This is a genomic window from Leptospira mayottensis 200901116 (assembly GCF_000306675.2).
Taxonomy (GTDB): domain Bacteria; phylum Spirochaetota; class Leptospiria; order Leptospirales; family Leptospiraceae; genus Leptospira; species Leptospira mayottensis.
Genome location: NZ_CP024871.1, coordinates 1,517,501 through 1,530,000 on the forward strand (window position 1 = coordinate 1,517,501; position 12,500 = coordinate 1,530,000).

Annotated in this window: 11 protein-coding genes (2 of these 11 running past the window's edge); 8 read left to right on the forward strand and 3 right to left on the reverse strand. The window is 42.1% G+C overall.

The features are described from left to right. The 6 genes from LEP1GSC190_RS06740 to omp85 (LEP1GSC190_RS06765) form a co-directional block, all read left to right on the forward strand. Positions 1-52: the 3' portion of a lysophospholipid acyltransferase family protein gene (locus LEP1GSC190_RS06740; RefSeq protein ID WP_002762206.1), read on the forward strand. 746 nt of this gene lie to the left of the window's left edge; only the last 52 of its 798 coding nucleotides appear in the window; the start codon falls outside the window, past its left edge; the stop codon is at positions 50-52. Then, a complete protein-coding gene (locus tag LEP1GSC190_RS06745) occupies positions 49-1,512 on the forward strand; it encodes an acetyl-CoA carboxylase biotin carboxylase subunit (protein ID WP_002762266.1) in 1,464 nt (487 codons plus the stop codon). Before LEP1GSC190_RS06740 ends, LEP1GSC190_RS06745 begins: the two co-directional genes overlap by 4 nt. Further along, the gene (locus LEP1GSC190_RS06750) at positions 1,509-2,021 is read left to right on the forward strand and encodes an acyl-CoA carboxylase biotin carboxyl carrier protein subunit (RefSeq protein WP_002762242.1); all 513 of its coding nucleotides are present in this window, start codon (positions 1,509-1,511) and stop codon (positions 2,019-2,021) included. The genes LEP1GSC190_RS06745 and LEP1GSC190_RS06750 overlap by 4 nt, the downstream gene beginning before the upstream one ends. Positions 2,022-2,710: 689 nt before the next feature. Further along, on the forward strand, positions 2,711-4,246 hold the full coding sequence (gene omp85 / locus LEP1GSC190_RS06755; protein WP_004280308.1) for an Omp85 family outer membrane protein: 1,536 nt from the start codon (positions 2,711-2,713) through the stop codon (positions 4,244-4,246). Positions 4,247-4,253: 7 nt separating this feature from the next. Beyond that, the gene (lsa25, locus tag LEP1GSC190_RS06760; protein WP_002762110.1) at positions 4,254-4,937 is read left to right on the forward strand and encodes a surface adhesin Lsa25; all 684 of its coding nucleotides are present in this window, start codon (positions 4,254-4,256) and stop codon (positions 4,935-4,937) included. A gap of 240 nt (positions 4,938-5,177) precedes the next feature. Beyond that, complete coding sequence (gene omp85, locus LEP1GSC190_RS06765) at positions 5,178-6,842, forward strand: Omp85 family outer membrane protein (protein WP_002762220.1); 1,665 nt, start codon at positions 5,178-5,180, stop codon at positions 6,840-6,842. A 37-nt stretch (positions 6,843-6,879) separates the two neighbouring features. Here omp85 (LEP1GSC190_RS06765) and nadB read toward each other — a convergent pair whose 3' ends face one another. Both nadB and LEP1GSC190_RS06775 read right to left on the reverse strand, forming a co-directional pair. Next, complete coding sequence (gene nadB, locus LEP1GSC190_RS06770; RefSeq protein WP_004280089.1) at positions 6,880-8,478, reverse strand: L-aspartate oxidase; 1,599 nt, start codon at positions 8,476-8,478, stop codon at positions 6,880-6,882. 1 nt (position 8,479) lies between these two features. Then, a complete protein-coding gene (locus tag LEP1GSC190_RS06775; RefSeq protein ID WP_002762164.1) occupies positions 8,480-10,297 on the reverse strand; it encodes a S41 family peptidase in 1,818 nt (605 codons plus the stop codon). Between LEP1GSC190_RS06775 and LEP1GSC190_RS06780 the strand changes: the two genes are divergently transcribed. Next, positions 10,245-11,276 (forward strand): hypothetical protein, encoded by a 1,032-nt coding sequence (locus LEP1GSC190_RS06780; RefSeq protein ID WP_036035685.1) that lies wholly within the window; start codon positions 10,245-10,247, stop codon positions 11,274-11,276. The genes LEP1GSC190_RS06775 and LEP1GSC190_RS06780 overlap by 53 nt on opposite strands. Here LEP1GSC190_RS06780 and LEP1GSC190_RS06785 read toward each other — a convergent pair. Continuing rightward, a complete protein-coding gene (locus LEP1GSC190_RS06785) occupies positions 11,248-12,000 on the reverse strand; it encodes a pyridoxine 5'-phosphate synthase (RefSeq protein ID WP_036035715.1) in 753 nt (250 codons plus the stop codon). The genes LEP1GSC190_RS06780 and LEP1GSC190_RS06785 overlap by 29 nt on opposite strands. A 191-nt stretch (positions 12,001-12,191) precedes the next feature. On the opposite strand from LEP1GSC190_RS06785, the gene LEP1GSC190_RS06790 reads away from it, so the two are divergent. Next, a protein-coding gene (locus tag LEP1GSC190_RS06790; protein ID WP_004280486.1) for a TIGR02300 family protein crosses the window boundary here: on the forward strand, positions 12,192-12,500 show its 5' portion. Its footprint extends 174 nt past the window's final position; 309 of the gene's 483 nt are visible here — the first part of the coding sequence; it begins with the start codon at positions 12,192-12,194; its stop codon lies beyond the right edge, outside the window.

Consider the following 12,500-nt stretch of genomic DNA (forward strand, 5'->3'; position numbering starts at 1 on the left):
TGACGCGATGCTTTCTTCCGAAGTCCAAAAGGAATCGGTACTTGTATCTTGATCTCTAAACTACTGATTGCGAATCGTGGAGAAATTGCGGTTCGTGTGATCCAAACCTGTAAAAGACTGGGAATCAAAACTGTCGCAGTTTACTCGGATGCGGATAGGGATTCTCCTCATGTGAAACTTGCAAACGAATCCGTTTATGTGGGGGAACCGAGTCCCACTTCTTCTTATTTAAATATTTCTAATATCATCGAGGCGATCCGTAAAACGAAAGCGGAGGCCGTACATCCCGGATACGGATTTTTATCCGAAAAAAGCGAATTTGCAAAAGCATTACAAAAAGAGAATGTGCTATTTTTAGGCCCGACTCCGGAATCGATGGAACTTATGGGAGATAAGATCAATTCCCGAATCAAGATGGAGGCTTCTGGAGTTCCGGTTGTTCCGGGTTATAACGGACAAGATCAAAATCCTGACGTTCTTCAAAAGGAAGCCGAAAGAATTGGGTATCCTCTGATGATTAAGGCAACCGCGGGAGGAGGGGGTAAGGGAATGAAACGGGTCTACAAACCGGAGGAATTCCTCACCTCGCTCGAATCTGCACAAAGGGAAGCACAAAAAGCTTTCGGAGACGGAACGATCTTTATCGAAAAGTATATCGAGACGCCAAGACATATTGAAGTACAGATTTTCGGAGACAAACATGGAAACGTTATGCATCTTTTCGAACGAGAATGTTCGATTCAAAGAAGACATCAAAAGGTGATCGAAGAATCTCCGGCTCCGAACTTATCTCCCGCAATGCGGGATGAAATTTGTCAAGTAGCTGTCAAAGCGGCGCAATCTATCGATTATGTGGGAGCAGGAACCGTAGAGTTCATTTTGGGAAAGGACGGAAAGTTTTATTTCTTGGAGATGAACACAAGACTTCAGGTGGAACATCCGGTCACGGAGTATATCACCGGACAGGACTTGGTAGAATGGCAGATTCGAGTTGCGGAAGGAAAAAAACTTTCCGATCTTACCGGCGGAAAAGAAATCACTCGGAACGGACACGCAATTGAGGCCCGCATCTATGCCGAAGATCCCGAAAATAATTTTTTACCTTCCACGGGAATATTAGAATATCTTGAATTTCCGGATCGCGAATTTCTTCGAGTGGATACGGGAGTGGAAACCGGATCGGAGATCACGGTCTACTACGATCCTATGATTGCAAAGATGATCGCTTGGGGAAAAACCAGGGAAGAATGTGCGGCCCGCCTAAAAGAATCCATCGATTCCACGGTAATCTTTGGACCCGTTGCGAACACGTTTTATTTATCCGGAATTCTTTCCCATGAGGAATTTAAAAAAGGACATATTCATACGCATTTTCTGGAAGAACAAACGATTCTTTTCGCTCCCGAAAGGGAAATACAAGCCGATGCGTTTTCTTTTGCGGCTGCTGCACTTTCCGAAAAGAAAAGATCCCAGGGAATTTGGGAAGCGGTCGGCCCGGGAGGCTTTTGGTGATCGAAGAAAATTTTCGATTTAAACATAGGGAAGAAGAAATTCCAGTTCGAGTTCGTTCTGGTTCACCGGGGGATATGTCCGTATCGATCCTGTTAGACGGAGTCGTTCGCGACTTTCGGATTTCCAGAAATTTTCAGAGCGAAGGAAACAGACTTTTTTCAGGGCCCGGAAATCATTGGAGAATTCTCCGCAAAGGAAATCAAATTTTTATCCACTACAAGGGTTGGAACACGAAGGTGGTTTTATCTAACCGAGAAATCCATCTCGAAGAAGAAGGAAGCAGCGGTTTGATCAAAAGCCCGATGCCCGGTAAGGTTATTCGGATTCTCGTGTCACCGGGTGTCTCGGTTAAAAAGGGAGCGATGCTTGCGATTGTGGAAGCGATGAAAATGGAAAACAACATCCTTTCTCCGGGAGAAGGAACCGTTGATGAGGTTTCCGTGGGGGAGGGAAGTATGGTTTCCCAAGACGACGTGATTTTGAAGTTGAATCTGGACGGATTGAGCTGAGTTTAAGCGGATTTTTAAGGTAGAAGACAGATTATTTCTACTTTCCATTTTTTGAATGTATTTGTTTCAAAAATTTTCGTTTATTATTCCAATACGTTCCCAGTTGATTTTGATTCTCCGTAAATAAGACGGATTCATTTTGTGCTATCTTGTTAAGATGAACGTTTGCCGAGGGAAATGTAAGAGTTCCCACAAATTAACGTCGTGACGACTTTTCTTTTGTTTGAAATTGTAGTAGTAGCTGAAGTTTTGAGATAGGTTTTCTCTTGAAATTCTATTTAGAGCTTGTTTTAAAAACCTCAGAATATAGGAACCTCTACGAGAACTTAACAGTTATAAAATATGCTCGAAAGCTCGCAAACTACCAAAAGGACGTAATTTGTGGGAACTTCTATATTTTATTACGAACTTATTGAACCATTGTAACTGATTTCTTTTAAGGTTCTTAAGACAGGCTTTTACTATTTCAAAATCGAGTATTAAAATTCAATTATTTTTGGCCGGAATAGATCAATTTTAAATGTTTAATTATCTTCTATTCTTTTTTAATCTTTTATATCAATTGTTATGAATAAGAAAGCTTTAACCTAAGTTTTTCTAACATACTGTGGAATTCTTTGAAAAATCCAATTGACAGTATATGCCTGAACCGTTTCCGTTTGGTTCTGAAATAAAGAAGCGAGAAATTCATGAAAAGATTTCTGAAAATCGTAAGTGTTGCAGCGGGTTCGTTTTTTCTAACCGCAGGAGTAGCGTATGGACAAGAGGATTGTTCAAAACTAGCTTTTATGGATGATGTTTCCAGAAAGCCAAGAACGGATTTGCCTTTTCAGATTTCAGAGATGAGACGTCTGAGGCCGGAAGATATCTGTAAAAAGAAAGAGGGTTGGTTTCCCACCGGTCTTCCTCTTTTAAACTCCGATCCGAATGTGGGTGTGGGTTACGGAGTTCGTGTATTCTTAATCAACAACGGAAAAAAGACGGATCCGTTTTTTGAATATACGCCTTATCGTTTTCGAATGTTTGCTCAGTATTTTAATACGACTAAGAACAGACAGTATCAGGACATCAGTTTCGACGCTCCTTATATTTTCGATACTAAGTGGAGACTCCGAGGAGATTTGATTTACGACACGAATCCGAATACATTGTATTACGGAATCGGAGAAAGATCGTTGCAGAACCTTTCTTATCAAGAACGAAATCAACCCGGTGGAGAAATCGCGAGAAACGCGACGTATCACGAACGAGAAAAGAATATTTACTTCACAAGACTCGGAGGTCCCGGAGATCCGATTGATTTTCAGGGAGCTAACTACTCTGGTTTTCCTACGAACGATGCATTTCGAGTCACTGACAGAATGTATAACCGTTACGATATTCGTTCTCCACAATTCAATCTCAGTGGGGAGCATATCTTCTTCGGGGGATTAGTTCGAATGGTTGCGGGGCTGAGAGTTTCCCAAAATATCGTTAAAACTTTCGACGGTCAGTTTGTAAAAAGTAGGGACCCACTGACGGAAGGAACTCCCTTAAGTAATTCGGGTATGGCTCCGAATGGCAAAACGAAAATTACCGAGGACGCCGAAGCGGGAAAAATTATCGGAGCCAACGGAGGTAACGTAAATTCGTTGCGGTTCGGGTTGGTTCTGGATACTCGGGATTTGGAACCCGATCCAAATCGAGGAATATTTTTAGAAGCGACTTACGAAAAAATCGCTAAATCTTTCGGGTCCGATTTTCAATATTCTAAGTATTTTACTCAGATCAAATTATTCTACAGTCCGTTTCCAAAAGTCTTTGATAAACTAGTGATTGCCGGTCGAGGAGCGTTCGGTTTAACGGAAGGAGATGCACCTTTTTTCGAGTATAGAAATCTCTGGTCTACGGAAGGAGGAATTACTGGACTCGGAGGCCTAAGGACTTTACGTGGTTATAAACAGGATCGTTTTACCGGAAAAGCGATGGGGTGGGGGAACGTTGAACTACGCTGGAAGTTTTTCGATTTTAACGTAGCCGGACAACATTTCGCTTTAAATCTGGTACCTTTTATGGACTTCGGTCGGGTGTGGGACGATGAACATAATGTGGGGCTAAAAGATTATAAATATTCCCGAGGTTTAGGATTTAGAATCGCTTGGAATCAGAGTACAATTCTGATGTTGGACTACGCTATTTCCAAGGAAGACAAACAGATATTTATGAATTTTAACCACATTTTTTGAGGAAGTCATGGAAAAATATAAAAATATTATAATATTAGTTATCGCACTATTTCTTTATACAAACTGTGAGGAAAAGCCGGACGATACGACTTTGGGATTTATCAACGAGGACACAAAGGTTTTACTTGCGGGAATGTTGATTTTCAACTCTTATTCGACGAATGTGGTTTCCGGAACGATCACGGATTTCACGAGCGGACTTATGTGGAAAATTTGCACTCAGGGTCAGATTCTTAGAGTTGGGCAAAATGGCCAGTACGATTGTGAAGGGATCAACGATGCTTCTACGATCATCGGAAGATATGGAGCCTCTCTTTTTCAATATTGTTCCCTCAATTTAAACGATTGTAATACGATTTCCCTGCCGCCGGCTTTAGTCGGACAAACACCTGGATTTTCAGGAATGAGTGAGGCTTATAATTCTTGTAGTCAGGATCGTACCGGACAACATTCCGATTGGAGGCTTCCCACCTTTCCGGAGTTAAAGGCTCTTACTGGTTCTGGAAGTTTGAATGCATTCCTCATAAAATTTCCGAATACTGTGGAAGACTATTACTGGACTTCTTGGGCACAGGAAGGAACGGTGGATATGGCTCGTGCCGTAAATTTTGAAGCTACTCATTTTGGGGAAAATACCTCTTTCACTAAAACGAGCCGATACTTCGTTCGCTGTGTCAGAAATCTTCCCTAATAAGTCCGGGTTTACCATAAAGCCGTGAAAGTGAAAATTTTCCTTCTTCACACTTTTGTGGGAAAGATATTTGGTATTACATGTGATTTATGGTTCGGAGGAAAGAAATGAGATAGTCGGAAATAGCTTTTTGATTGGGCTTATTCCCGCAATTCACGGAAGACTAAGTATATAATTTTGGCAAATTGGGAACGATGAGCGAATTTTTAGAGCCACTTCCCAGAATATGAGAAAAATGTTATGTACGATTTGAAAACATCGGTCTCTACGATGACACTTCGTAAGCTTTTGATTCTGAAAAATGAAAATAAGGATCCGATTTTTAAGTTACAAACTTTTTTCGTTTCTTTTTTTTACAGAAGAAGGAAACGGGGTTTTAGAAGATTTCGTAAATCCGTTCTTTCGACTCTGATCTTTTTCGGATGTGCATTTGTTCCTTACTTAAAAATTTTCGCCCAAGAGAATTTTACAAGCTGTGATAAATCTGAAGCAAGAAAGGATCTTCCTTTTCCGATCGATCGGGTCAAACAGATGTGTAAAAAGGATTTGGACAACAAAAAAGAAGGCTGGTATCCTACGGGGCTTCCATTGGTCAATTCCGATCCAAATGAGGGGATTGGATACGGAGTTAGAGTTTACGGATACAATAACGGAAAAAAAAGTGATCCATTTTTCGAATACACTCCGTATCGGCTTCGTTTTTTCGCACAATATTTTAATACGACAAAGAATGCGCAGTATCACCAACTCAGTCTAGATATGCCCTATATAGCGAATACTCGTTGGAGACTTCGCACCGACGCACTTCTTACGATCACTCCGACTACTTTGTATTTCGGTGTAGGAGAATCTACTTTAAAACCTCTTACATATCAGGAACGAAATCAATCCGGTGGAGTTCATGTCCCAAACGCAGAGTACAATTCTCAAGAATCCACGTTTCTATATCAGAGGCCCGGAGGCCCCATCGATCCCATAGAACTTGGAGGAAGAGTTTATTCCGGAGTTCCGACGAGCGAGGGTTTTAAGGTGACCGATCGTATGTATAATCGTTATACGATCCAAACTCCTCAACTGAACTTCAGTTCAGAAAGATCCTTTTTGCACGGAACTTTGAGACTTGTAGCTGGTTTTCGTTTTTCGAATAACATCGTAAAGGCGAACGACGGAGAGTTTGTAAAATCGGTTGATCCGATCTTTGACGGAACCCCTTTCAGTAATTCGGGAAAGGTTCCGAACGCGAAGACAAGACTTACGGAAGACGCAGAAGCTGGAAAGATTCTGGGTTATCGTGGAGGATTCGTAAATACTGCCAAGATCGGTCTTGTGTATGATACAAGGGATTTCGAGCCCGATCCGAATTTGGGAGTTTTTTTAGAAGTAACTTACGAAAAGGCCTCCAAAGTGATCGCTTCCGATTTTGATTTTCAGAAATATTTCGGACATGCAAAATTCTTTTATAGTCCCTTTCCGAAAACATTTGAAAAATTGGTTCTTGCGTCCCGATTTGGTTTCGGAGTTTCAGACGGGGATGTGCCGTTTTTTGAATATAGGAATTTTTGGGGAACGGAAAATACTGTCTCGGGGCTTGGAGGCTTAAGAACGCTTCGAGGTTATAAACAGGATCGATTCGTGGGGCGTGCAATAGGTTTTGGGACTGTGGAAGTTCGTTGGAAATTCTACGATTTTTCAGTTAGAGGGGAATACTTCACGTTAAATCTAGTTCCGTTCTGGGATTTCGGTCGGGTATGGAACGCCGAACACAAGGCTGGTTTATTGGATTACAAATATTCTCAAGGTTTAGGTCTTAGAATTGCTTGGAATCAGGCAACGATCATCATGATCGACTACGCGGTTTCCAGGGAGGATAAACAACTTTTTGTCAATTTTAATCACGCATTCTAAAAGTAAAATATTCTAATGATTTAAAATATTTTTTCTCTTAAAATCGGATTTTATCATTGCGGATTTCTGTATCGACACGAGAAGGACTTCTGTTTTCCGGATAGTCTGTGGAAAAATGAAGCCCTCTGCTTTCTTTTCTGGACAATGCAGACCGAATGATGAGTTTCGCTACAATCACCAAATTTCTTAATTCGATTAAGGGATTGGTGATAATTGTTCTGTTGTAATAATCCTTTACTTCGTCGTAGATCAGATCCATTCTGCGTTTAGCGCGCTCTAGACGTAAATTGGAACGAACGATTCCCACGTAGTTGCTCATCGTATTTTTAATTTCATTTAAATCGTGAGAGATCAAAACCCATTCTTCCGTATTGACCATTCCTTCTTTATTCCAAGAAGGGATTTCGTCGTGCGCCTTAGTAAAGTCTGGTTTTTCCTTTGCGATTCTTTTGGCAATTCGATTGGAGAAAACAAGACACTCCAAGAGACTATTGGATGCAAGGCGATTTCCTCCGTGAACTCCTGTGCATGCCGTTTCTCCCGCCGTGGAAAGATTGGGAATGGTCGTTCTTCCGTCCAAATCGGAAGATACGCCACCGCAAAGAAAATGTGCGACTGGAACGACAGGTATTCGGTCCGTAGTGATGTCGATTCCGAGCTCTTTACACTTCTCGTAAATGGAAGGAAAAGATTCTTTGATCTGGGAGGAAGAAAGATGAGTGACGTCTAGCCAAACATGCGGCTCACCTCTTTTTTTCATCTCAGAGTCTATGGCTCTTGCAACCACGTCTCTAGGAGCCAGGTCTCCCATCGAATGATACCGTTTCATAAACGGTTCTCCATCTTTATTCAGTAGAATTGCACCTTTTCCTCGAACTGCTTCGGAAATCAAAAAAGAATCTCCGTCTTCGTGATAAAGTGCGGTCGGATGGAATTGGTAAAATTCCATATTTTTGATGAGTGCTCCGGCCCTGTATGCGGAAGCGACACCGTCTCCGGTTGCGATTTTGGGATTGGTCGTATGGGAGTAGACTTGCCCGGCTCCTCCGGTTGCAAGAATCGTTTCTCTCGCCAAAATCGGAAAAACTTCTCCCGTATGATTGGAAAGGACGTAGGCGCCGTAGCAGATAAGTCCTTTACGTTTTAATTGGTGAGGTGTAATTAGGTCTATCAAAGTATGATATTCTAATATTTGAATGTTTGAATTCTGTTTGACCACGTTTAGAAGGGTCTTTTCGATTTCCCTCCCCGTTCTGTCGTGTGCGTGTACGATTCGATTTTTTCCGTGTCCGCCCTCTCTGGATAGATCGAATTTTCCGGAAGGTTCTAAGTTGAAAGGAACCCCGTAATTGAGTAGTTCTTTGACGAGGGGAGGGCCTTCTTCCACGAGAATTTGAACCGCCGCCGGATCACAAAGCCAGGCTCCCGCTTCCAGAGTGTCTCTGACGTGGTCTTCAAGTTTATCACTTTCCGCAAAGACGGAGGCAATTCCACCTTGCGCGTAATTTGTGTTGGATTCGTAATCCGATTTTTTTGTGACGATGATAACGGAACCGTAGGGAGCTAGTTTTAAGGCCGCAAAAAGACCTGTGATTCCGCTCCCTAAGACTAAGAAGTCCGTTTTTATACGGGGCATGTTATTTCTTTTTTTGTGTGTTGATCAGCGCTTCGATATAATCTAAGGAACGAATGAGCTGGTAGTCCGGTTTGATCGGATCGTTTTTATGAGCTGCGATGAATTCGGAGGCTTTTCCGTTCTTTTGAACCCAAGCTTCCAAACTCTTAACGTCAAAAGAGCTCTTTTCCTCGGCGGCGGGCGGGAGTTCGGCAAGATGATTCCACATGTTCTCCTCTCTGAATCGGAACGGAAAGGATCCGTCTTCTTCGGAAGAAATTTCTATATCCGGTTTCACACCTACGACCTGAATTGTGTTTCCCGAAGGAGAATAATAGCGAGCTTGTGTGAGTTTAATCAGGTAGTCGTTTCCGAGGGGCATTAATTTTTGTACCGTGGCCTTACCGAAAGTCCTTTCACCGAGAATCAAACCTCTTCCGTGATGTTTGATTGCGCTTGCTACGATTTCGGAAGCGGAAGCGGATTTCGCATTGATCAAAACGGCTAACTGTAAGTTGGTGATGTCCTTATTCTTAGCGTAAGCGTCTTCTGGACTGCGATTTGGGCTTTTGGTGGAAACGATCAGACCCTTTTCAATGAACATATCCGCAATATCGATCGCAAGGTCTAAGTAGCCGCCCGCGTTGTTTCTCAGATCAAGAATTACTGCTTTGAGCCTGGTGCCTTTAGACTGGGCTTCTTTTTCGAGTTCTTTATACTTATCCACCAGTTCTCGGTCTACGGAAGGTCCGTCTTCCGATTTCACAAAACCGGTAAGTTTGATATAGCCGATATGTTCGTGACCTTCGATCAGTTTACTGCTCAGATTTTTGATTTCGATCGTATCTCTTACGACTTCAATATGTAAGGTTCCCGGAACTCCCTTTCGTTGAATGGTAAGTGCGACCTTGGAACCTTTTTTTCCTTTGATTTTTTCCACAACCTTGTCCAAAAGGATTCCTTTAATCGATTTTCCATCTACCGCGAGAATCACGTCTCCGGAACGTATGCCAGCGTTCACCGCGGGCCTTCCTTCGAGTGGATTTTCCACGACGACTTCTCTGTTTCCTCCACCTGAGAGAATAGCTCCGATTCCTTCAAAACTTCCGTCTTGGATTTTGGCCATTGATTCTTCCCAAGCAGATCTTAGAAATACGTTACTATGAGGATCGAGAGAAGAAAGATAACCGTTCGCCGCAGCGAGCATAACGTCGTTCATTGTAAACGGTTCTTTGGATTTTTCCTCGGATTCCCCGAAAGGATCTTTCAGAGGATAATCCTTGTATTTGTCCAGATTGGTTTCTATGAATGCGAGAACTCGATCAAAATCTTTTTTGCTAAAGCCGGTTCGTTCCCATTTGGATGAAAGGACGTTCTTACGAATTTTTTCCCTTTCAACGATCTTTTTTACTTCCTCGTCGCTGACTTTGGACTTATTCGCGTCCTCTTTCAACTTACGGTCCCTGATTTTCTCCACTTCCGTATAATCTGGATCAAAAAGAATAAAGGAATCGTCGGTTGAAATCTTGAATGTTTTTCCGGGAAAAATTTCGTCTTTTTCCTCGTATTTTTCTCTTTCCTTGAAATAACTTTCGGGATAGAGATAAATGGAATGAGGAAGCGATAAGAGAGCGTAGATCGCGGCTTCGCGATAAGCGCGGTTTTTATCGATATTTTTATCGATATAATAACGGGAAACCGTGCTAATTACGTTATCAAAATCTTTGAGGGTAAAGTCTGCCTTGGCCGGGGACTTGCCGGATGTAGGCTCGCAGTATAGGATAAAAATGGTCAAAAGAGTGGAAAGTAACGACGAAAGCGTGGCAGATCCTTTTTTCAAACTTGTGTTCCTCGGATTTCAGGAAATTTTCAGTTCATTCTCTATTCAAATCTCAAAGTGTCAATCTCTTTGGGGTGTAAGTTTTATCTTCGTTCTCTTGATTTTTGGGTTCTATTGTTCAACGGTTTCCATGCCCGGTTCGGGAAGATTTGCACTCGAAATGGTCCAAGAACAGGCGATTTTGGAATTTTACGGAACTTTAGAAGAAAGAGAATCTTCCATGAAACTTCTCAAATCGAGTTGTAGGTCTTTGCATCCCGGCCGGGCCTTGTCCTGTTACAATCTTTCCGTACTTTTATCTTCCTCAAAAAATTATCCGGAGGCATTGGAGTACGCGCTTCGAGCGAGAAATGCGGATCCTTGGGACAGTCTTTATCGGGATCAGGTTTTTCAGGTCGCGTATCATTTAGAACTTGAGCAGGGGGAGGCACTTTCCGCTGACGAAGTGGAAAAAAGATATTTTCGAGCCATCAAAAATTGCAAGGACGGGAAAAAGAACGAAACTCTTGCGGACCTGATTGTACTCGTGGCTTTAAAGGAAATCGGAAGAGAGTCCTTGGAAAAAGGGATTTTTTCGGAATGTGTGGGAGAATCGGACGTACTTATCCAAGTGAGACCCAATGAAGTGAATTATATGAAAGAATATTATAAATTTCTGGAGAACTCTCATCCGTACCGGGAAGTTTGGGATGTAAGTGGAGTGGTGCGTAAACAATCCTTGGAAAAAATGCAATCTCCGAATCAGGAAGTTACGAGGACGTGGAAGGAATTTCGTCAGTCTGTAAAATCCAAAAACAGAATTCAAGCTACGGAACATTTGAAGAAGTTTAAGGAAAGCCTGGAAATAATCTCACAAAAAAATCAGAACGCAAAAAAATTGGCGCTGCATCTAAAAAAAGCCGCGTTTTATCTGATCCAAGGAGATCCGAGTTTTGAAGGGTTTCGACATCTCACGAAAGAACTTGAAGATAATCCTTAATACTTTGATCGATCCCGGTTTCCAAAGCTCTGGAAATTAGTCTGTGACCGATGGAAACTTCCTGAAGTCCCGGAAGGCGGGAAAAAACTTTCAGATTGTTATGATCTAAATCGTGCCCCGCATTGATTCCCATTTTTTGGTCCAGGACAACCTTTGCGGCAGGGATGTATGAGGATTCGAAACATTCTTGTCCGATTTGGGGAAAACGATCGAATTTTTCTGCAAAAGGCCCCGTATAAAATTCCACACGGTCGGCTCCCGTAAGAGAGGCGAGTTTAAGGTTTTCAAGGTTGGTTTCTACAAAAAGGGAAGTGCGAATTTTTTCTTTCTTTAGAATTTTAGAATATTCTTGAAGGACCGATAGGTCCTTTTTGAAGTCGAATCCGTGATCGGAGGTGATTTCTCCGGGAGTTACGGGAACAAGGGTCGCCTGATCAGGTCTTGTATTGAGGAGCAAATCTAAAAAACGAGGAGAGGGTTCCCCTTCCATGTTGTATTCGATTTTTGTGTTGTTCTTATAATTGTAAGAATCGATGAATTCTTTTAAGGAAAACACGTCGTCTTTTCGAATATGCCTTTCGTCTTCTCTGGGATGAACCGTAATTCCTTGGGCTCCCGCTCGGAGAACCAAATCCGCGAAATACAAAAGATCCGGAATGTTTCCACCTCTCGAATTTCGGAGGGTGGCGATTTTGTTGATATTTACGCTCAGTTTAATTTTCAAAAGTTCGACTCCCGGATGGACTTTCACTAAGAAGAAAATTTTCGGCTTTTCTGGGAATCCGAAAAAATAAGAGATTCTTTCCTTGCGTTTTTTTTGGAAATCGGTTAAGGTTTTTGCCCGTCCTTCAAGTAAGGGATTCAAATTATTTATGCTTGAACGTCGATACCTTTCTCGTAATATGGTCAATTCCGATGGCAAATAGTAAAAAGACTAAGCCCAAAAAAACTGCTACGGTCGTTGTTAAAAAAAAGGCGGCGGCAAAAAAAGTTGCACCTAAAAAAGGAAATGCATCGGCAAAAAAGAAAGTAGAGATCATCAAAAAGGCGCTTTCGAATCCTTCTTTAAAGTCTAAACCGACAAACCCCACAGGAACGAAAAAGGTTTCCGGTTCTAAGGGGGTGTCCTTAAATCCTCTTGGAAAAAAATGGACCTGCCATACTTGCTCCACCAAGTTTTACGACTTGAATAAAGAGGAAAAAATTTGTCCTAAATGTGGGGCG

What these genes read in the sequence shown, in the direction of transcription:
- omp85 (WP_004280308.1), top strand. Translation starts at nt 2,711, where the DNA reads ATGAAAAGATTTCTGAAAATCGTAAGTGTTGCAGCGGGTTCGTTTTTT.
- lsa25 (WP_002762110.1), top strand. Translation starts at nt 4,254, where the DNA reads ATGGAAAAATATAAAAATATTATAATATTAGTTATCGCACTATTTCTT.
- omp85 (WP_002762220.1), top strand. Translation starts at nt 5,178, where the DNA reads ATGTACGATTTGAAAACATCGGTCTCTACGATGACACTTCGTAAGCTT.
- nadB (WP_004280089.1), bottom strand. Translation starts at nt 8,478, where the DNA reads ATGCCCCGTATAAAAACGGACTTCTTAGTCTTAGGGAGCGGAATCACA.
- LEP1GSC190_RS06780 (WP_036035685.1), top strand. Translation starts at nt 10,245, where the DNA reads ATGGTCAAAAGAGTGGAAAGTAACGACGAAAGCGTGGCAGATCCTTTT.